Origin of the sequence: Pelomonas dachongensis, assembly GCF_043555865.1 — a bacterium.
GTDB classification, from domain to species: Bacteria; Pseudomonadota; Gammaproteobacteria; order Burkholderiales; family Burkholderiaceae_C; genus Pelomonas; species Pelomonas dachongensis.
This window is the reverse complement of the sequence record NZ_JBIGHY010000004.1, coordinates 132207-152521: the sequence shown is the minus strand read 5'-3', so window position 1 is coordinate 152521 and position 20315 is coordinate 132207. Positions and strand designations below refer to the sequence as shown.

Genomic DNA, 20315 nt, shown 5'->3' with positions numbered 1-20315 from the left:
ACTGCAGACCCAAGATTGGCCCGCGCATCAGCAAGACGGCTTAGCCCGGCCGCTTCATCTGGCAGGAGGTGGGGGTCGACGACACGTAGCTGTCGTACTGCTTCACCGGCGCCAGCGTCATGCCCGTCTTCTCAGGGCTGTACGGGAACTTCGCATCGGCCTTCTGCCACACCGAGATGAACAGCGGCTGCTGCAGCTGGTGGTCGCTCTTGCGCATGGTCACGTCGCCGTTGAAGCTCTTGACCGTCAGGCCTTCCAGCGCCTTGGCGACCTTCACCGGGTCGGTGGACTTGGCGTTGGCCATGGCCTGGCTCAGCATCGTGTAGATGTGCTGGATGCTGAGCGTGTACATGTCGTCGCTGAAGCGCTTGTTGTACTCCTCGGCCAGCTTCTGCGCGTCACCACCCATGTTGTAGTGGCTGTAGGCCACTTGGTACACGCGGCCCGCACCGCCCTGCCCCAGCGCGGTCGGCGTGCCCGTTACGCCGGTGTAGTAGGTAAAGAACTTGCCGTTGTAGCCCGCCTCATTGGCGGCCTTGACCAGCAGCGCCAGGTCGGAGCCCCAGTTGCCGGTGATGACCGTGTCGGCACCGCTGGCCTTGATCTTGGCGACGTAAGGCGCAAAGTCACGCACCGACGCCAGCGGGTGCAGGTCCTCGCCGACGACCTGGATGTCCGGGCGCTTGCGCGCCAGGGTCTCCTTGGCGTACTTGGCGACCTGGTGGCCGTGAGCGTAGTTCTGGTTCAGCAGGAAGACCTTCTTGACGTCCGGCTGGTCCTTGATGAAGGACGACATCGCTTCCATCTTCATGGAAGTGTCCGCATCGAAGCGGAAGTGCCAGTAGCTGCACTTGCTGTTGGTCAGGTCGGGGTCCACCGCCGAGTAGTTCAGGTAGACGATCTCCTTGCCGGGGTTGCGGTCGTTGTGCTTCTGGATCGCATCGGTCAGCGCCAGCGCGACGCTGGAACCGTTGCCCTGCATGACGTAGCGGATGCCCTGGTCGGCCGCGGCCTTCAGCAGGTTCAGCGACTCCGCGGGGCTCAGCTTGTTGTCGAAGGGCACGACCTCGAACTTCACGCCGGCGGGGTTGCTCTGGTTGTATTTCTCGCCGAGGAACTGGAAGGTCTTGACCTGGTTCTGTCCCACCGGGCCCATCAGGCCGGACAGCGCGTCGATGTAGGCGAGCTTGACGGTCTCACCCTTCTGCGCGTGCGCGCCGCTCGCGGCAAGCGCCAGCGCGGCGGCAGCCGTCAAGGTGCGCAACGGAAAGCGGGCCGAAATGAAGTCGAACATGCTTGTCTCCTGTGGTTGTGATGGGAACGGGAATGTAGGCTCAGCGCCCGGCGCTCAGGTCGTGGGCAGCCGGTGGTCCTTGAGCTGGTCGCGCAGCTTCAGCTTCTGGATCTTGCCGGTGGCGGTGTGCGGGATTTCGGCGACGAACACGACGTCATCCGGCACCTGCCACTTGGCGATGCGGCCATCGTAGAAGGCCAGCAGTTCTTCGCGGGTGACCGTCGCATCGGGCTTCTTGACGACCACCAGCAGCGGGCGCTCGTCCCACTTCGGGTGGCGCGCCGCGATGACGGCCGCCTCAAACACCGCTGGGTGGGCCATCGCGATGTTCTCCAGGTCGATGGACGAGATCCACTCACCGCCGGACTTGATGACGTCCTTGCTGCGATCGGTGATCTGCATGAAGCCGTCGGCGTCGATGGTGGCCACGTCACCGGTCGGGAACCAGCCGGGCTCGCCGTCCACGCTGACCAGCGGCGAGCCGTCCTGCTTGAAGTACTGGCTGATGACCCAGTGGCCACGCACGACCAGGTTGCCGGCTGACATACCGTCCCACGGCAGCGAGCGGCCATCGTCGTCGATGATGGCCATGTCCACGCCGTAGATGACGCGGCCCTGCTTCTCCAGCAGCCGCTGCTGCTGGTCGGCCGGCAGGCGCAGCTGGCGCGTCGTCAGCTTGGACAGCGTGCCCAGCGGCGACATCTCCGTCATGCCCCAGGCATGGATGACCTCGATGCCGAAATCGTCCTGCAGAGACTTCATCATCGCCGGCGGGCAGGCCGCGCCGCCGATGACGGTGCGCTTGAAGCTGGAGAACTTCAGGCCGCCCGCCTTCACGTAGTTCAGCAAGCCCAGCCACACGGTGGGCACGCCGGCGCTGAAGGTGACCTGTTCGCCCTCGAACAGCTCATACAGGCTCTTGCCGTCCAGGTGCGGCCCGGGCAGCACCAGCTTGAAGCCCACCAGCGCCGCGCTGTACGGCAGGCCCCACGCGTTGACGTGGAACATTGGCACGACCGGCAGCACGACGTCGCGGCTGCCGCAGTCCATCGCATCCGGCAGCGCCGACGCATAGGCATGCAGCACGGTCGAGCGGTGGCTGTAGACGGCGCCTTTGGGGTTGCCCGTGGTGCCCGACGTGTAGCAGATGCTGGATGCGGTGTGCTCGTCGAGCCGCGGCCACGCGTAGTCGCCATCTTCAGCGGCCAGCAGGTCGTCGAAGCACAGCAGGTCGGGAATGGCTGTGGCGGCCGGCATGTGGGCGCGCGAAGTCATCAGCACGAAGTGCCGCACCGTCTTCATCAGCGGCGCGAGCTTCTCGACCAGCGGCAGGAATGTCGCGTCGAAACAAAGGACGCGGTCCTCGGCGTCATCGGCGATCCAGACGATCTGCTCGGGGAACAGCCGCGGGTTGATCGTGTGGCAGACCAAGCCCGAACCCGAAGCGCCGTAGTAGATCTCCAAGTGCCGATGGCCGTTCCAGGCCAACGTGGCGACGCGGTCCCCGGGCTGGCAGCCCAGTCGCGCAAACGCCTGCGCGGCCTGGCGCGAGCGCCGCGCCACCTCGCGCCAGTTGCTGCGATGCAGGTCGCCCTCGACCCGCTTGCTGACGATCTCGGTATCGCCGGAATGCCGCTCGGCGTGCGTCAGCAACGACGAGATCAGCAACGGGTCCGACATCATCCGGCCCATCAATGCCATGCTTGTCTCCTGGCCGTGTTATCGGCCCAGTCTAGCCCGCGGGTTCACGCGAGGAACGTCACAACCGCGACCCTCGGACCCCGGGGAAACACCCAGCCCGGCAGGGCCAAGACGGTCTCACTAAACTGGGGCGATGAAACCTCTGGACGGCCTCGCCTGGACCAACCGCTTCGCTGAACTGGGGCCCGCCTTCTTCACCGAGCTGCCCGCCCAAGGACTGCCCGAGCCGCACTGGGTGGCGCACAGCCTCGCCTGCGCCGCGCTGCTGGGCTGGCCGGCCGACTGGACCTCGCGAGATGACGCGCTGGCCGTGTTCGCCGGCAACGCGGTCTGGCCGGGCATGCGGCCGCTGGCCACGGTCTACAGCGGCCACCAGTTCGGCGTCTGGGCCGGCCAGTTGGGCGACGGCCGCGCGCTGTGGCTGGGTGAGGTCGACACGCCCAACGGCCCTCACGAGTTGCAGCTCAAGGGCGGCGGGCTGACGCCCTACTCGCGCCGCGGCGACGGCCGCGCCGTGCTGCGCTCGTCCATCCGCGAGTTCCTGTGCTCCGAGGCGATGGCCGCCTTGGGCGTGCCGACGACGCGCGCGCTGTGCATCACCGGCTCGGCGCTGCCGGTGCGGCGCGAGGCGGTGGAGACCGCCGCCATCGTCACGCGCGTGGCGCCCAGCTTCGTGCGCTTCGGCCATTTCGAGCACTTCGCCCACCACGACCAGCTGGACGCGCTGCGCCGCCTCGCAGACTGGTTCATCGCCGCCCACGCGCCCGAGTGCGCCGATGCGCCTGAGCCCGTCGTCGCGCTGTTGCGCAAGGTGTCACTGCAGACGGCCGACCTCGTCGCGCACTGGCAGGCCATCGGCTTCTGCCACGGCGTCATGAACACCGACAACATGTCCATGCTGGGCCTGACGCTGGACTACGGCCCGTTCGGCTTCATGGATGCGTTCGACCCGGGCCACATCTGCAACCACAGCGACGACCGCGGCCGCTACGCGTATGCCCGCCAGCCTGGCGTCGCGTTCTGGAACCTGCACGCGCTGGCCCAGGCGCTGCTGCCACTGCTGGATGGCGAGCCCGAGGCAGCCGGCGAGCGGCTGCTGGAGGCCGTCGAAAGCTACCGCGAGCGCTTCGCCGGCCAGATGCTGATGCGCATGCGCGCCAAACTGGGTCTGGCCGGCGATGACGCAGGCGACCAGGCGCTGGCCGACGACCTCCTGAAACATATGGCAGCCTCCAGCGCCGACTTCACGGTCACGTTCCGCCGCCTGTCGCGCGCGCTGACCGATCCCGAGCCACTGCGCGACCTCTTCATCGACCGCGACGCACTGGACGCCTGGCTGGCGCGCTGGCGCCCCCGGACCGCGCCGGATGCCCAGGCGCGCATGATGGCCGTGAACCCCGCCGTCGTGCTGCGCAACCACCTCGCCGAAGGCGCCATCCGCGCCGCCGACCAAGGTGATTTCAGCGAGACCGAACGGCTGCTGAAAGTTCTGAGCAGCCCGTACGACGAACCTGAACTTCCCAGCGATGCGGCGCTGCCGCCCGACTGGGCCCAAAGCCTCGAAGTCTCCTGCTCATCATGACCGACAAGCCCGCCTCGACCTACCCCGTCCAGAAGACCGACGCCGAATGGCGCGAGCAGCTGGACCCGATGCAGTACCAAGTCGCGCGCCACGCCGAGACCGAACGCGCCTTCACCGGCAAGTACTGGGACCACTTCAAGGACGGCCACTACAACTGCGTCGGCTGCGGCACGCCGCTGTTCGAGGCCGACACCAAGTTCGACGCCGGCTGCGGCTGGCCCAGCTACTGGGCGCCGGTCAACAGCGAGGTCATCGAGCGCGTGGTGGACCGCAGCCACGGCATGGTGCGTGTGGAGGTGCGCTGCAACAACTGCGGGTCGCACCTGGGCCATGTGTTCCCAGACGGCCCCGAGCCCACCGGCGAGCGTTTCTGCATCAACTCGGCCGCCATCGATTTCGTGGACGAAAATCCTGGCCCATGAAACTGCTGCTCGACTTCCTGCCGCTGATCCTGTTCTTCGTCGCCTTCAAGGGCGCCGAGGGCAACCCCGAGGCCGCCGCGGCCTTCGCGACACAGCACTTCGGCTTCCTCGTTCAGGGCGGCGTAGTCGGCCCGAACGAAGCACCCGTGCTGCTGGCCACCGTGGTCGTCATGATCGCCACGCTGGCGCAGGTCGCCGTGCTGAAGCTGCGCGGCAAGAAGATCGACCTGATGCTGTGGATCAGCCTGGCGCTGGTCGTCGTGCTGGGCGGCGCCACCATCTGGTTCCACAACGAGACCTTTATCAAGTGGAAGCCCACCGGCCTGTACTGGGTCATGGCGCTGACGCTGTGGGCCTCGCTGGCGCTGTTCGGCAAGAACCTCATCAAGGCGATGCTGGGCGGCGAGCTGCAACTGCCCGACACCATCTGGGCGCGGCTCAACCTCGCGTGGGTGCTGTTCTTCGCGCTGATGGGCGTGGTCAACCTCTACGTGGCCTACAACTTCTCCACGTCCGCCTGGGCCAACTTCAAGGTCTTCGGCGTCACGGGGCTGATCCTGCTGTTCACGCTGGCGCAAGGCGTCTACATGAGCAAGCACCTGCCGCAGGAAGAGGACGGCAAGTCGTGACGCCCACCCACCCGATGGCCTCGGAGATCGAGGCCCGCGTGCGTGCCGCACTGGCGCCGCTGGAGTTCAGCCTGCGCGACGACAGCGCCCAGCACGCCGGGCATGCGGGCGCTCGCGAGGGCGGGCACTTTCACGTGACTGTCCGCTCGGAACGCTTTACAGGTCTGCAACGGGTCGCCCGTCACCGCCTCGTTTATCATTGTTTGGCTGACCTGATGCAGCGCGGAATCCACGCCCTGGCGATAGACGCCAAGGCCCCTGGAGAACCCTGACAGGTTGGTTCGACAGCAACGCGCGCCCAATCCGGGCGCGATTTTTTTAGTCTGATCCACGCCCACCCATGAAGAAGTTTGCGCTCGCCGCCCTCGTCGCGGCCCTCGTTCCGGCTGCCGCCGTTGCGCAGAACATCGCCACCGTCAACGGCAAGCCCGTGCCGAAGGCCCGCTTCGAGATGCTGATGCAGCAGGTCACCAAGAGCGGCCAGCAGCAGCGTTCGCCGGAGCTGGAAGCCCAGGTCAAGGACGAAGTCGTGCGCCGCGAGATCTTCATGCAGGCGGCTGAAGCGCGCGGCATCCCGCAGACGGCCGACTACAAGGCCCAGATGGAGCTGGCCAAGCAGATGCTGCTGATCCGCGGCCTGATGGACGACTACCGCACCAAGAACCCGGTCAGCGACGCCGACGCCCAGGTCGAGTACGACAAGTTCAAGGCCCAGAACAGCGGCGAGGAATACCGCGCCCGTCACATCCTGGTCGAGAAGGAAGAAGACGCCAAGGCACTGATCGAGAAGATCAAGGCGGGCGGCAACTTCGAGGAACTGGCCAAAGCCAACTCGAAGGACACCGGCTCGGCCCAGAACGGCGGCGACCTGGACTTCGCCAACCCAAACAACTTCGTGCCTGAGTTCAGCAAGGCCATGACCTCGCTAAAGAAGGGCGAGATGACGCAGGAGCCGGTGAAGAGCCAGTTCGGCTATCACATCATCAAGTTGGAAGACACGCGCGCCGCGACCTTCCCCGCCTTCGACGATGTGAAGGCGCAGATCAAGCAGCGCATCGAGCAAGAGAAGATGGCGCAGTACCAGCAAGGCCTGGTCGAGAAGGCCAAGACCGACTACAAGTTCGCCCCGCGCTGATCCCCGCACGGCGGTCACGACACGAAGACCCGCTACGGCGGGTCTTTTTCCATCCGGAGTTCAAGAAGCCATGTCCGACGCCCTCAGCACCCGCCTCGTCCACGCCACCGGCGGCGACGCCCAGTCCGGCGGCGTGCACACCGCCGTCCACCCGTCCGTGCAGTACGCGCACGCGCGCGTTGAAGACCTGATCGGCGTCTTCCAGGGAACCCACAAGGGCGCCTTCAACTACGCCCGCCAGGGCACGCCGACAACGGCCGTGCTGGAGCGCGTTGTCACGGAGCTGGAAGGCGGCGTGGGCTCTATCAGCTTCGCCACCGGCATGGCCGGGTTGAGCGCGCTGTTCCTGACGCTGCTGAAGACGGGCGACCACATCGTCAGCAGTGCGCGCGTGTTCGGCAACACCAACAGCCTGTTCCAGACGCTGGAAGATCTCGGCATCTCGGTCAGCCGCGTCGATGCCGGCGACGTGGCTGCGGTGCGCGCCGCCGTCCGCCCCGAGACGCGCCTGGTGTTCGTCGAGACCATCGCCAACCCCAGCACGCGCATCCCCGACCTCGAAGGCATCGGCGCGCTGTGCCGCGAACTGGGCCTGCTCTACGTGGTGGACAACACCGTCACGTCGCCCGCGCTGTGCCAGCCGAAACGCTTTGGCGCCGGCCTGGTGATGAACTCGCTGACCAAGACGCTCGCCGGGCACGGCGAAGCGCTGGGCGGCGCCGTCACCGACACCGGCTGCTTCGACTGGTCCACCTACCCCAACATCTTCCCCGCGTACCGCAAGGGCGACGCCGCCGGGTGGGGCCTGCAGCAGATCCGCAAGAAGGGCTTGCGCGACATGGGCGGCACGCTGTCCAGCGAGGCCGCGCACCGCATCCTGGTGGGCATGGAGACGCTGGAACTGCGCCTGCAGCGCAGCAGCGACACGGCGCTGGCGCTGGCCCGCCACCTGGCCGCGCATCCGGCCATCGCCGCCGTGCACTACCCAATGCTGGAGAGCCACCCTGAGCACCAACGCGCGCGCGACTGGTTCGGCAGCGGCTCGTGGATGATGGCCTTCGAGCTGCGCGACGCCGCGCGCCTGAACGAGGTCATCAACCGCCTGCGGCTGCCGCTGAAGGCCACCGGCCTGGCCGACACCCGCACGCTCATCATCCCCGTGGCGCCCACCATCTTCTGGGAAATGGGCGCCGAGGCGCGCGCAACCATGGGCATTGCCGACGGCCTGGTGCGGCTGTCGGTCGGCCTGGAGGCTGCCGAGGACCTGGTCGCCGACTTCGACCAGGCGCTCGCCTGATCAGGCCGCGAGCCGACCGGCTTCGATGCGAAGCTGGCGCTCGCAGCGCGCCGCGATCTCGCGGTCGTGCGTGACCAGCACCAGCGTCGTGCCGGCCTCGCGGTTCAGCTCGAACATCAGTTCCATTACCGCGGCGCCGGTCGCGAAGTCCAGGCTGCCGGTGGGCTCGTCGGCCAGCAACAGCGCCGGGCGCTGCACGAAAGCGCGTGCCAACGCGACGCGCTGCTGCTCGCCGCCCGACAACACGCGCGGGTAGTGCGACAGCCGCTCGCCCAGGCCCACGCGCGACAGCATCGCCGCGGCCTGCTCGCGTGCGCTGGCGTCGCCGCGCAGCTCCAGCGGCAGCATCACGTTCTCCAGCGCGGTGAGATTGGGCAACAGCTGGAAGCTCTGGAACACGAAGCCCAGTTCCTTGCCACGCACGGCGGCGCGCTGGTCCTCGTCCAGCACGAACAAGTCCTGGCCGCGCAGCTTTACGGTGCCGCTGCTGGGCCGGTCCAGCCCCGCCAGGATGGCCAGCAGCGTGCTCTTGCCCGAGCCCGACGCGCCGACGATGGCGACAGACTCCTGCGCCGCCAGCGTGAAGCTGATGTCATGCAGAATCGTCAGCTCCCCGGTGGCGTCCTGGACGCGCTTGGTGATCTGCTCAACTTGGACGAGGACTTCGGGCATGTCGGTAGTACTGCGGCGGCGAACGATGGTGGCGCACTTTAGCCTGGGGGTGCTGGGTGCCTGTGCGTCAGGGGTCATGGCCGCGGCCGAGGCGCCTGTCGTGCTGGTCGTCGGCGACAGCTTGTCGGCCGAGTACGGAATCAAGGCCGGCAGCGGCTGGGTGGCGCTTCTGCAAAAGCGCCTGTCCGAGCAGAAGCAGCCTCATCGGGTCGTCAACGCGAGCATCAGCGGCGACACGACGGCCGGCGGCCGCAGCCGGCTGCCCGCTGCGCTGAACAAGCACAAGCCCGCCATCGTGGTAATCGAGCTGGGCGGCAACGACGCGCTGCGCGGCCTGCCGCTGACCAGCACGCGGGAGAACCTGCTGGAGATGGCGCGCGCCGCGCAGCAGGCCGGCGCCAAGGTCGTCGTGGTGGGCATGCAGGTGCCGCCCAACTACGGCACCCGCTACGCGAGCGACTTCGAAGGCTTGTTCACCGACGTCGCGAAGCAGACCCGCGCGAGCTTGGTGCCCTTCCTGCTGAAGGGCGTGGCGGACCGCAAGGACGCGCTGGAGTGGTTCCAGCCCGACCGCATCCATCCGCTGGCCAAGGCCCACCCGACCATGCTGGACAACGTCTGGCCGGCGCTGAAGCCGCTGCTCTGAGCGGATCTTCTCCTCAAAAGTTGGCTTGCGAGCCGCGCTGCCGCGCGCTCTGATGCCGCCGGGCACGGGCCTCCGCCGGGGGCCGCCCGAAGGGAGAGCCGCGATGAAGCTGCGCATGACGACGTTCAACTGCGAGAACCTGTTCGGCCGCTACGCGTTCCTGAACCGGCCGCCCGAGGACCAGCCCAAGGACTACATCCAGGACATCAAGATCACCGATGTCGTCGCCTTCGAACCCGGGCGCAGCAACACGCTGAAGCCGCGCCCCATCGCCGAGGCGCAGCGCAAGAACACCGGTCTGGCCATCCTGGAGGCCGAGCCCGACGTGCTGGCCGTTTGCGAGATCGAGAACCTGACCACGCTACGCCTGTTCAACGCCAAGTACATGCGCAACTACTTCGACCGCGTCATCCTCGTCGAGGGCAACGACCCGCGCGGCATCGACGTGGGCGTGCTGCTGCGCCGCGGCCTGAAGGCCGACGTGCGGGCCATCCGCAGCCATGCCGACGCCGCTGCGCTGGGCGGCTTCCTGACCACCACCAACATGCTGGACATGAAGGGCCGCGTCGGCAAGGCCAGCTTCTCGCGCGACTGCCTGGAGGTGGACCTCGACGTCGGCAGCGCGCCGTTGACGCTGCTCGTGAATCATTTCAAGGCCCAGGAAACCCGTGCCAACGGCACCGACACCACGACGGCCAAGCGCCGCGGCCAGGCCGAGCGCGCGGCCGCCATCGCCAAGCGCGCCCGTGCGACGGGCCGCCTGCCCGTGGTGATGGGCGACCTGAACAAGGACGTCGCCGACAGCTTCTACGACGACAGCCTCAATCCGCTCGCCAAGTCCAGCGTGTTCCTGAACCCCGTCACGGCGCTGCCCGCCGACCAGCGCTGGACGCACTACTACAGCTCCAAGCGCAGCGTGAGCCAGCTCGACTACCTCCTGCCCGACAAGGGCCTGGCGCAGGCCGTTGTCGGCGTGCAGATCACGCGCGGCGGCCTGCCGCCGGCCTGCAAGCAATACACCGGCCCCCGGGTCGGCAGCATCGCGACCGACGGGCTGGAGGCCAGCGACCACTGCGCGCTGTCGGTGGACTTCGTGCTGTAGCCGGCGGCCTGCTCAGCGCTCCATCTGGCGTGGCTGGTCGCCGCGGCGCTCCTGGCGGTCCTGCCGCATCGGCACGCCGTCCTGGCGGCTGCGCTGCGGCGCCTCGGTGCGCTGAGGCGGCGGCATCTGCGGCGGCGGGGCCTGCATGCGCGACGGCTCCGGCGGGGCCTGGCGCACCGGCATCTCGACTCGGCGCGGCGGCTCCATCGCTGGCGGCCGCTCGGGCATCTGCACGGCACGCGGCTCGGGCTGCTGCTGCGGCGCGGGCTGTGCCCAGCGGCGTGGCTCTTCCCGGCGCTCCTCGCGCCGTTCCTCGCGGCGAGGTTCGTCGCGATCGCGGTCGCGGGATGGCCCGCGCCACGGCATGTTGCCGTCAACGCCAGCGCGCGGGGACTCCACGGACGGGCGCGGCTGCACCACCGTCGCGGTTGGAGGCTGCGGCTGCGGCTGCGGCAGTTGCGGCTGTGGCTGGGCTTGCGCCGGGCGATCCGGCGAGCGCGAGGGCTGCCCTTCGCGGCGCCAGGGCATCTGGCTGTCGCTGCGCCAGCCCATGCCCGCCTCGCGGTCACGGCCACGCGGCGACTCGGCAGCGGGCGGGCGCACGGGCGCCGCTGGCAACTGCGCCGCCAGGTCGCCACGGCTGGGCGCGCCCGGCAGCGGGCGGTTCCAGCCCGGCTCGGGCCTGCGGTCGGGGCCACGCACGGGCAGCGGCTGGATGCCCGCGCCCGGTGCCGGCAGCGTGCTCACCGCCCGCGGTTCGTCGCGGTAGCGGTGCGGGCGCTTGACAGTCACCGGGTCGCGCACATCACGCGGATCGTTGATGCGGCTCACATAGCGCGGCGTGTGGCGGTAGCCCGGCACGAACACCTCGCGCGGCGCCAACGGATACCAGCCGTAGCGCGGCGGCGGTGGGCGATGGCCGCCACCGATGGTGATGCCCACGCTGACCGAGCCGCCGCCCACCCACCCCACCAGGGCCGGCGCGTAGACGGGGCGGTGCACGTAGGCGCCCGGTGCCCAGCACCAGCGGCCGTTCCAGCTGACCCAACGGCCGTAGTGGAAGGGTGCGAAGCCCCAGGGCGCGTCGTCCACCCAGCTCCAGCCCCACTGGCGCGACCACGCCCAGCGGCCGTAGCGGTACGGCGCCCAGTCGGCGACGACCACCGTGGTCGGGATCCACACGTTCCCGTACTCCGGCGCGCTTTCCCAGCGACCGTAGCGGTCCAGGTCTTCGGCACCGGTCATCTCGGGAGAGACGTAGCGCGTCGAACCGGCGTAGGGTCGGTCGCCTTCCTCGCGGCTCTCGGCCAGCACCCAGTCGCCGAAGGCGTCACCGTTCAATGGGCCGCGCTCGGCGCGCGGGCCGTCGGGCCACCAGAACTCGGCCTGCTCGCCGCTGCCCAGCACGACCGGCGCCGCGCCGCGCGCCCACTCGAAGCGCAGGCGGCCCTGCCAGACGTAGGCCTTGCTGCCGCGGTCCAGTTGTTCGACGCGGTACAGGCCCTCGCGCTCGGGCAGGGCCATGCCCTCGCGCGTGCGCAGCCGCGTCTCGGCGGCGTTCTCGGCATTGCGCAGGCGCAGCGCGACGTCGCCGCGGTCGATCTGCAGCAGCGTCTGCCCGTCGTCCAGCTGGCTCAGCTCCAAGTCGCTGCGCTCGTCCACCCAGATGGACGTGGAGCCCACCCGCAGCGACACGCGACCGCGCTCGTCGGTGCGCACGCGGTCGCCCTCGCCCACCGTCTGGTTGCGCGTGAGGCGGGTCCATTCCCGGGTGTCCGGGTCAAACAGCCAGGCATCGCCGACGACCTCGACCACGCGCGCGGCGCGCGCGGGCGGGTCGCGCTCGGCATCCTGCGCCTTGGCCGCGGGGGCCACGGCCACGAGCAGGGCCAGCGCCACGATGCGCCAGCGGCGACGCGTCAGAACAAGTTTGGATTCGGCAGGCATGGGCAGAAGCTCCTTTGCAGCCAGCAAACGCGCGGGCCGGATTGTCGGTGCACGACGCTTACAAACGTTGCAATCAGGCCGTCAATCGTCGGCACTCGGGTCCAGCTCGGGGAACAGCACGGACGTGAATCCGAAGCGCGTGAAATCGGTGACACGCATCGGGTAGAGGATGCCGTCCAGGTGGTCGCACTCGTGCTGCACCACGCGGGCATGAAAGCCTTCGGCGATGCGGTCAATGGGTGTGCCTTCGGCGTCAAAGCCGGTGTAGCGGATGCGCTCGTCGCGCGCCACCACGCCTCGCAGGCCCGGCACCGACAGGCAGCCCTCCCAGCCCTCGGTGCGCCCGCCGTCCAGCACCTCGATGACCGGGTTGATCAGCACAGTGGGCGGCACGGGCGGCGCGTCCGGGTAACGCACGTTCTTCGTGTAGCCGAAAATCACCAGCCGCAGGTCCACGCCGATCTGCGGCGCGGCCAGACCGGCACCGTTGGCGGCGGCCATGGTTTCGAACATGTCGGCAATCAGGCGCTTCAGTTCGGGCGTGCCGAACTCGGTGACCGGCTTGGCGACACGCAGCAGACGCGGGTCGCCCATCTTCAGAATCTCGTGAACGGCCACGCGGGCTCCTTGGGCTATCGTGCCGGCCATTCTAGAAACCACCCATGCTTGATTTCATCGAAGACCTCGGCCACGGCATCTACGCCATCGACACAGGCTTCCAGCGCCCGCGCTTCGACGCGGCCTACCTGATGGTGGAGGACGGCCGCGCCGCCTTCATCGACACCGGCACCAACCATGCCGTGCCGCGCTTGCTGGCCGCGCTGGAGGCGCTCGGCCTTGCCCGCGACGCGGTGGACTGGGTCATTCCGACGCATGTGCATCTGGACCACGCCGGCGGCGTGGGCCTGCTGATGCAGTCGCTGCCGCAGGCCCGTGCGCTGATCCACCCGCGCGGCCTGCGCCACCTGGTGGACCCGAAGGCACTGTGGCTGGGCGCGCTCGCCGTCTATGGCGAGGAAGAGATGCAGCGCAGCTACGGCAAGCTGGTGCCGGTGCCGGCCGAGCGCGCCGAGGCCAGCGTTGATGAGCAGCTGCTGATGTTGGCCGGCCGGCCGCTGCGCCTCATCGACGCGCCGGGCCATGCCAGGCACCACCATGCGATCTGGGACGCGCGCAGCCGCAGCTGGTTCACCGGCGACACCTTCGGCCTGTCATACCGCGCCTTCGACGTGGACGGCCGCGCCTGGATGCTGCCGACGACGACGCCAGTGCAGTTCGAGCCCGAACCGCTGAAGGCCACCGTTGCGCGGCTGCTGGACGCCGAGCCACTGAGCATGCAGTTGACCCACTACGGCCGCGTAGGCGGCTCGGTCGACGAGGTGCGGCGTCTGGCCGCGCAGATGCTGGCGCAGGTGGACGAGATGGTCGCGCTGGCCTTGTCGCTGCGCGACGCGCCCGACCGGCACGACAAGCTCAAGGCCGGCCTGCGGGACGGCTACCTCACGCGGCTGCGCGCCCACGGCCATGCCGCCGGTGCCGACGCGGCCGACTGGCTCGCGCTGGACGCCGAGCTGAACGCGCAAGGCCTGGAAGTCTGGCTAGACCGCGTGCCGCGCTGATCCGCACCCGTCGCGCCCGTCGAATCCGTCGCACTTGCGACGGGCAGCCAGCGCCCCGTTCGGGTGCAACGATCAGGACGAGCCGCACCGCACCAGTGCCGCGCAACGACGCCAACACCGCGCCGCCTGGGAAGGCAGGCGCTGCGGCGCGCAGGCACAGCTCTTGCAGAAGCCCTGGTGAGGCGCCGCGCGTGAGCGGGCTCCCGATTCTTTAAAACCATCGCCAACGGCGGCGAGTGCCTCGCAAACGGCGTCCCTGTGGACGCTGCAGCGACGGCAGTCTCTCAAACTGCACCCCACCGGGTGCCGCCGTAGGTGCTGGCTTTCCACGTCCGGCCCGCTGGCGGCTGTTGTTGACAGGAAAGCCATGCATATCGTTCTCATCGGCCACGGAATGGTGGGCCAGAAATTTCTCGAATGCCTCGCCGAGGGCCCCGCAGCTGCCGACGTGCAGGTGACGGTGCTGTGCGAGGAGCCGCGCCCGGCCTACGACCGCGTGCACCTGTCCGAGTTTTTCTCGGGCAAATCGGCCCAGGACCTGTCGCTGGTGCCGGCCGGGTTCTTCGAGAAGCATCCTGGCTTCCAGCTCCGCCTGGCCGCCAAGGCCGTCGCCATCGAGCGGCGCGACAACACCGTCACGCTGGCCGACGGCGAGGTCGTGCACTACGACAAGCTCGTGCTGGCCACCGGCTCCTACCCATTCGTGCCATCCGTGCCCGGTCGTGACCGGCCGCACTGCCATGTCTACCGCACCATCGAGGACCTGGAGGCCATGCAGGCCTCGGGCAAGGTCAGCAAGAGCGGCGTCGTCATCGGCGGCGGCCTGCTGGGGCTGGAGTGCGCGAAGGCGCTGCGCGACATGGGCCTGCAGACGCACGTCGTCGAATTCGCGCCTCGGCTGATGGCCGTGCAGGTGGACGAAGGCGGCGGCCGCGTGTTGCGCGAGAAGATCGAGGCGCTGGGCGTGCAGGTGCACACCAACCGCAACACGGTCGAGATCACCGACGGCGTGTCCGCCCGCCACCGCCTCGTCTTCACCGACGGCACCTGGCTGGAGACCGACATGCTGGTGTTCTCCGCCGGCATCCGCCCGCGCGATGAACTGGGCCGCCAAAGCGTGCTGGCCATCGGCCCGCGCGGCGGCATCGCCGTCGACAACCAGTGCCGCACCAGCGATCGCAACGTCTACGCCATCGGCGAGGTCGCGTCGTGGCGCGAGCAGACCTTCGGCCTCGTCGCCCCCGGCTACGAGATGGCCCGCGTGGTGGCCCGCCACATCACCGGCGACGCCGAGGCCGCCTTTCCCGGTGCGGACATGAGCACCAAGCTCAAGCTGATGGGCGTGGACGTGGCCAGCATCGGCGACGCGCACGGCAAGACGGCCAAGTGCCGCAGCTACCAGTTCGTCGACGAGCGCAAGCAGATCTATAAGAAGATCGTCGTCAGCCAGGACGGCCAGTTCCTGCTGGGCGCCGTGCTGATCGGCGATGCCGAGGAGTACGGCACGCTGCTGCAGATGGCGCTGAACGGCATCAAGCTGCCGCCGGCCCCCGAATTCCTGATCCTGCCGAGCAGCGACGGCAAGGCCAAGGTGGGCATCGGCCCCGACGCGCTGCCCGACAGCGCGCAGCTGTGCTCGTGCAACAACGTTACCAAGGGCCAGATCTGCGCGGCCGTGGGCGAAGGCTGCACCACCATAGCCTCCATCAAGGCCTGCACCAAGGCCGGCGCCACCTGCGGCGGTTGCGTGCCCCTGGTCACGCAGATCATGAAGTTCGAGATGGCCAAGCGCGGCATGGCCGTCAACAACCACCTCTGCGAGCACTTCCCGCATTCGCGCCAGGAGCTCTACCACCTGATCCGCGTCGGCGGCATCAAGACCTTCAGCGACCTGCTGGCCAAGCACGGAAAGGGTCTGGGTTGCGACATATGCAAGCCCGCCGCGGCCAGCATCTTCGCGTCGTGCTGGAACGACTTTGTGCTCAAGCCCGAACTCGCCAGCCTGCAGGACAGCAACGACTACTACCTCGGCAACATCCAGAAGGACGGCAGCTACTCCGTCGTGCCGCGCATGCCGGGCGGCGAGGTCACGCCCGACGGCCTCATCGCCGTGGGCCAGGTCGCCAAGAAGTACGGCCTGTACACCAAGATCACCGGTGGCGCCCGCGTCGACATGTTCGGCGCCCGCGTGGAGCAGCTGCCCCTCATCTGGGAGGAGCTCATCGCCGCCGGCTTCGAGTCGGGCCACGCCTACGGCAAGAGCCTGCGCACCGTGAAGAGCTGCGTGGGCAGCACGTGGTGCCGTTATGGCGTGGACGATTCGGTCGGCCTGGCTGTCGAAATCGAGAACCGCTACAAGGGCCTGCGCGCACCGCACAAGATCAAGTTCGGCGTATCCGGCTGCACGCGCGAATGCGCCGAGGCGCAGGGCAAGGACGTCGGCATCATCGCCACCGACAAGGGCTGGAACCTCTACGTCTGCGGCAACGGCGGCATGAAGCCGCGCCACGCCGAGCTGATCGCCAGCGACCTGTCCAAGGCCGACCTGATCAAGTACGTGGACCGCTTCTTGATGTTCTACGTGCGCACGGCCGACCGCCTGCAGCGCACCAGCACCTGGCGCGACAACCTGGAGGGCGGCCTGGACTACTTGAAGGAAGTGGTCATCAACGACAGCCTGGGTCTGGGCGCCGAGCTGGAGCAGCAGATGCAGGCCGTCGTCGACACCTACCAGTGCGAATGGAAGACCGCCGTGACGACGCCGGAAGTGCGCCAGCGCTTCCGCTCCTTCGTCAACAGCGACAAGGCCGACGAGCAAATCATCTTCGTGGAAGAACGCGGCCAGATCCGCCCGGCCCGCCCGGAAGAGCGCGCTCAGAAAGTCGAGAACGCCGAAGCCCAACCCGCCTGAGCCCGCCCCCTGCCCTCAAGGAGTACCGCATGAGCCAGAACTTCACCCCCGTCTGCAGCGTGGACGAAATCCTTCCAAACACCGGTGTCGCCGCGCGGGTGGACGGCCGCCACGTCGCCGTGTTCCGCGTCGGCGCCGACCGCTTCCACGCCATCGACAACATCGACCCGCGCTCCGGCGCCAGCGTGCTGTCGCGCGGCCTGATCGGCAACCTGGGCGAGCGCGTGGTCGTAGCGTCGCCGCTCTACAAGAACCACTTCGACCTCAGCACCGGCGAGTGCCTGGAAGCGCCCGAGCAATCGGTGCGCGCCCATGCCGTGCAGGTGCAGAGCGGCCGCGTGCTCGTCGCGCTGGCCTGAAACCCATCCCGGCCGGCCACGAGGCGGCCCGGCACCCGGTGGCAACGACGCCACCCGCCATCACGACGAACCACTGACGCCCCGAGCCCGACCGGCTGGGGCGTCTGTGCTTTACGCGAGACCTTTGCCCTCTTCTCTCTCAACACGAGACACACCATGGCCTACGTTGTTCCTACCGAGTTCGTCACCAAGATGGTGGACGCCGGTGAATCCAAGCTGCTGATGTCCACCCGCGACACGCTGATCCGCGCCTTCATGGCCGGCGCCATCCTGTCACTGGCGGCGGCCTTCGCGGTGACCGTCACCGTCAACACCGGCAACCCGCTGCTGGGCGCGGTACTGTTCCCGGTGGGCTTCATCCTGCTGTACCTGATGGGGTTCGATTTGCTGACCGGCGTGTTCACGCTGGTGCCGCTGGCCGTGCTGGACAAGCGCCCCGGCGCGACCTGGGGCGGCGTGTTTCGCAACTGGACGCTGGTGTTCATCGGCAACTTCGCCGGCGCCATCACGGTGGCGCTGCTGATGGCCATCATCTTCACGTTCGGCTTCAGCGAGGGGCCCAATGCGGTGGGCCAGAAGATCGGCCACATCGGCGAAGGCCGCACGGTGGGCTACGCGGCCCACGGCGCCGCCGGCATGCTGACGCTGTTCGTGCGCGGCGTGCTGTGCAACTGGATGGTGTCCACCGGCGTCGTCGCGGCCATGATGTCCACGTCCGTCTCGGGCAAGGCCATCGGCATGTGGATGCCCATCATGGTGTTCTTCTACATGGGCTTCGAGCACAGCATCGTCAACATGTTCTTGTTCCCGTCGGGCCTGATGCTGGGCGGCAACTTCACGATCATGGACTACCTGATCTGGAACGAGATTCCCACCGTCATCGGCAACCTCGTGGGCGGGCTGACGTTCGTGGGCCTGACGCTGTATTCGACCCACTACAAGACCGCCCCGAAGCGGGTGCTGGTCAAGTGACCCTGAGGCTGGCCATCGGCCAGCACTCGGAAGCCGGGCGCAAGCCGCTGAACCAGGACTTCCACGGCGTCGCGCAGCCCACCGACGCGCAACGCCGCTCGCGCGGCATCGCACTGGCCATCGCCGACGGCATCAGCACCAGCGCGGTCAGTCAGATCGCCAGCGCAGCTGCAGTGCGCGGCTTCCTGGAGGACTACTACGGCACCGCCGAGTCCTGGACCGTGCGCCGTGCCGCGCATTGCGTGCTGGCCGCCACCAACGGCTGGCTGCATGCGCAGAGCCAGCGCGGCGACGGCCGCTTCAATGCCGACCGCGGCCACGTCTGCACGTTCAGCGCGCTGGTGTTCAAGGGCCGCGAGGTGCACCTGCTGCACGTGGGCGACACACGCGTCTACCGCGTGCACGCCAACGCGCTGGAGCAGCTGAGCCAGGACCACCGCGTGCGCGTGGACGGCCAGACCTACCTGGGTCGCGCCCTGGGCGTGAGCCCCCATGTGGAGATCGACCACGCCTGCCTACCGGTAGAGGTCGGCGAGACCTTCTTGCTGGCCAGCGATGGCGCCTACGAGCACCTGGACGCGACCACCGTGCAGGCCACACTCACGCAGCACGGCACCGACCTGCAGGCTGCCGCGCAAGCGCTCGTATCCACGGCGCTGGCGCGCGGCAGCGAGGACAACGTCACCGTCATGCTGGCGCGCGTCGAGTCCCTGCCGCGCGCCATCGCGCCGCTGCTCAACCGCGACGACCTGCGCCTGCCGCCGCGCCTGTCGCCCCGGCAGGAATTCGAGGGCTACCGCGTCGTGCGCGAGCTGTTCACCGGCCCGCGCAGCCAGGTCGTGTTGGCCGTAAATGCGCAGGCGCGCGAATGGGTGCTGAAGCTGCCCTCCGCCGAACTGGCCGGCAACGCCCGCGAGCTGGACCGCTTCACGTCGGAGGAATGGGTGGCGCGTCGCGTCGACAGCCCGCACGTCATCAAGGCCGCGCCGGCCGAGCGGCGGCGTGAGTTCCTGTTCACGGCGATGGAATACGTCCCCGGCCAGACGCTCGCGCAGTGGATGACCGACCACCCTGCTCCTTCGCTTGACGAGGTGCGCCAGATCGTCGAACAGATCGCCCGCGGGCTGCAGGCACTGCATCGCAAGGAGATGCTGCATCAGGATCTGCGGCCCGAGAACGTGATGATCAGCCGACAGGGCACGGTCGTCCTCATCGACCTCGCATCCGCCCACGTCGCGGGCCTGAGCGAGGGCCACGGTGACGCCCGCCCGCTGGAGCTGGCGGGCACGCTGCAGTACACCGCGCCGGAGTACTTCACCGGCGCGGGCGGCTCACCCGTGTCCGAACTGTTCTCGCTGGCCGTGCTGACCTACCAAATGCTGACCGGCGCCCTGCCCTACGGCCTGCAGGTGCCGCAAGTGCGCGGCGAGCGCGATCTGCACCAACTGCAGTACGTGCCGCTGCGGGCACGCAGGCCGGATCTGCCGGAGTGGCTGGACCGCGTGCTGAAGAAGGCGCTGCAGCCTCAGGCCGCGCGGCGGCAGCAGGCGCTGTCGGAGTTCATGCACGACCTCTACGTACCCGGGCCGGAGTTCATGAAGCGGGACCGGACGCCGTTGCAGGAGCGGCATCCGCTCCTGTTCTGGCGGGGGCTGACGGTGGTGTTTGGAGTGGCGACGGTGGTGCTTCTGGGACTGCGTGTCAGCGGTCGTTGAACGACGGCCCGCAGCGACACCGACACTCAAGCTGACAGACTTTGAGCTTGACTTTGGTATCCATGTAGATGCATTCAACGCATGTTCACCGTCCGCCAAACCGAAGAGTTCGTCGAATGGCTCGACGCGCTGACCTGCCCCCTATCTCTGTGCCAGCCTTTGCGAGAGAGTCCTGGGGGACAAAGGGTATCGCCAGCCCGCAGATTGGGGTGAACGTAGTGAACCCACACGCCTTCCGCGATGGGGCGTATCACCTGAATCGATGCGCCGCCACGATGTTGGTCTTCGCCGTGCTCACCCAAGCTACGGCAT

18 protein-coding genes are annotated in these 20315 nt (G+C 68.4%); 13 read left to right on the top strand and 5 right to left on the bottom strand.

Going from position 1 to position 20315, the window contains the following annotated elements; all coding sequences use genetic code 11:
- Window positions 1-40: 40 nt before the first annotated feature.
- Both ACG02S_RS12815 and ACG02S_RS12810 read right to left on the bottom strand, forming a co-directional pair.
- Window positions 41-1294 (bottom strand): branched-chain amino acid ABC transporter substrate-binding protein, encoded by a 1254-nt coding sequence (locus ACG02S_RS12815; protein ID WP_394470853.1) that lies wholly within the window; start codon window positions 1292-1294, stop codon window positions 41-43.
- Window positions 1295-1348: 54 nt separating this feature from the next.
- The gene (locus ACG02S_RS12810) at window positions 1349-2995 is read right to left on the bottom strand and encodes a 3-(methylthio)propionyl-CoA ligase (protein WP_394470852.1); all 1647 of its coding nucleotides are present in this window, start codon (window positions 2993-2995) and stop codon (window positions 1349-1351) included.
- Window positions 2996-3128: 133 nt separating this feature from the next.
- Between ACG02S_RS12810 and ACG02S_RS12805 the strand changes: the two genes are divergently transcribed.
- The 6 genes from ACG02S_RS12805 to ACG02S_RS12780 all read left to right on the top strand — a co-directional run bounded on the left by ACG02S_RS12805 (window position 3129) and on the right by ACG02S_RS12780 (window position 8060).
- A complete protein-coding gene (locus ACG02S_RS12805) occupies window positions 3129-4577 on the top strand; it encodes a protein adenylyltransferase SelO (RefSeq protein ID WP_394470851.1) in 1449 nt (482 codons plus the stop codon).
- The gene (gene msrB, locus ACG02S_RS12800; protein ID WP_394470850.1) at window positions 4574-4999 is read left to right on the top strand and encodes a peptide-methionine (R)-S-oxide reductase MsrB; all 426 of its coding nucleotides are present in this window, start codon (window positions 4574-4576) and stop codon (window positions 4997-4999) included. The genes ACG02S_RS12805 and msrB overlap by 4 nt, the downstream gene beginning before the upstream one ends.
- Window positions 4996-5628, top strand: coding sequence for a septation protein A (locus tag ACG02S_RS12795; RefSeq protein ID WP_394470849.1), 633 nt, complete (start codon window positions 4996-4998; stop codon window positions 5626-5628). The genes msrB and ACG02S_RS12795 overlap by 4 nt, the downstream gene beginning before the upstream one ends.
- Window positions 5629-5642: 14 nt before the next feature.
- Window positions 5643-5900, top strand: a complete 258-nt coding sequence (locus tag ACG02S_RS12790; RefSeq protein WP_394471145.1) for a BolA family protein — start codon at window positions 5643-5645, stop codon at window positions 5898-5900.
- 68 nt (window positions 5901-5968) lie between these two features.
- Complete coding sequence (locus ACG02S_RS12785) at window positions 5969-6763, top strand: peptidylprolyl isomerase (protein WP_394470848.1); 795 nt, start codon at window positions 5969-5971, stop codon at window positions 6761-6763.
- 70 nt (window positions 6764-6833) lie between these two features.
- Complete coding sequence (locus ACG02S_RS12780) at window positions 6834-8060, top strand: cystathionine gamma-synthase family protein (RefSeq protein WP_394470847.1); 1227 nt, start codon at window positions 6834-6836, stop codon at window positions 8058-8060.
- Here the strand turns inward: ACG02S_RS12780 and ACG02S_RS12775 are convergent, their stop codons facing one another.
- Window positions 8061-8732 (bottom strand): ABC transporter ATP-binding protein, encoded by a 672-nt coding sequence (locus tag ACG02S_RS12775; protein WP_394470846.1) that lies wholly within the window; start codon window positions 8730-8732, stop codon window positions 8061-8063.
- Between ACG02S_RS12775 and ACG02S_RS12770 the strand changes: the two genes are divergently transcribed.
- Both ACG02S_RS12770 and ACG02S_RS12765 read left to right on the top strand, forming a co-directional pair.
- Window positions 8731-9378 carry an arylesterase gene (locus tag ACG02S_RS12770; protein WP_394470845.1) on the top strand — a complete coding sequence of 216 codons (648 nt, stop codon included), beginning with the start codon at window positions 8731-8733 and terminating at the stop codon, window positions 9376-9378. The genes ACG02S_RS12775 and ACG02S_RS12770 overlap by 2 nt on opposite strands.
- Window positions 9379-9481: 103 nt before the next feature.
- Window positions 9482-10480 carry an endonuclease/exonuclease/phosphatase family protein gene (locus ACG02S_RS12765; protein WP_394470844.1) on the top strand — a complete coding sequence of 333 codons (999 nt, stop codon included), beginning with the start codon at window positions 9482-9484 and terminating at the stop codon, window positions 10478-10480.
- A gap of 12 nt (window positions 10481-10492) precedes the next feature.
- On the opposite strand, the gene ACG02S_RS12760 is transcribed toward ACG02S_RS12765, so the two are convergent.
- Both ACG02S_RS12760 and def read right to left on the bottom strand, forming a co-directional pair.
- The gene (locus ACG02S_RS12760; protein WP_394470843.1) at window positions 10493-12427 is read right to left on the bottom strand and encodes a DUF6600 domain-containing protein; all 1935 of its coding nucleotides are present in this window, start codon (window positions 12425-12427) and stop codon (window positions 10493-10495) included.
- Window positions 12428-12508: 81 nt separating this feature from the next.
- Window positions 12509-13045 (bottom strand): peptide deformylase, encoded by a 537-nt coding sequence (def, locus tag ACG02S_RS12755; RefSeq protein ID WP_394470842.1) that lies wholly within the window; start codon window positions 13043-13045, stop codon window positions 12509-12511.
- A gap of 44 nt (window positions 13046-13089) precedes the next feature.
- On the opposite strand from def, the gene ACG02S_RS12750 reads away from it, so the two are divergent.
- The 5 genes from ACG02S_RS12750 to ACG02S_RS12730 all read left to right on the top strand — a co-directional run bounded on the left by ACG02S_RS12750 (window position 13090) and on the right by ACG02S_RS12730 (window position 20003).
- Window positions 13090-14046 (top strand): MBL fold metallo-hydrolase, encoded by a 957-nt coding sequence (locus ACG02S_RS12750; protein WP_394470841.1) that lies wholly within the window; start codon window positions 13090-13092, stop codon window positions 14044-14046.
- A gap of 367 nt (window positions 14047-14413) precedes the next feature.
- Complete coding sequence (gene nirB / locus ACG02S_RS12745) at window positions 14414-16957, top strand: nitrite reductase large subunit NirB (RefSeq protein WP_394470840.1); 2544 nt, start codon at window positions 14414-14416, stop codon at window positions 16955-16957.
- Window positions 16958-16986: 29 nt separating this feature from the next.
- Window positions 16987-17316 carry a nitrite reductase small subunit NirD gene (nirD, locus tag ACG02S_RS12740; protein WP_394470839.1) on the top strand — a complete coding sequence of 110 codons (330 nt, stop codon included), beginning with the start codon at window positions 16987-16989 and terminating at the stop codon, window positions 17314-17316.
- Window positions 17317-17472: 156 nt separating this feature from the next.
- The gene (locus ACG02S_RS12735; RefSeq protein ID WP_394470838.1) at window positions 17473-18288 is read left to right on the top strand and encodes a formate/nitrite transporter family protein; all 816 of its coding nucleotides are present in this window, start codon (window positions 17473-17475) and stop codon (window positions 18286-18288) included.
- Window positions 18285-20003, top strand: coding sequence for a bifunctional protein-serine/threonine kinase/phosphatase (locus tag ACG02S_RS12730; RefSeq protein ID WP_394470837.1), 1719 nt, complete (start codon window positions 18285-18287; stop codon window positions 20001-20003). The genes ACG02S_RS12735 and ACG02S_RS12730 overlap by 4 nt, the downstream gene beginning before the upstream one ends.
- Window positions 20004-20315 lie beyond the last annotated feature (312 nt).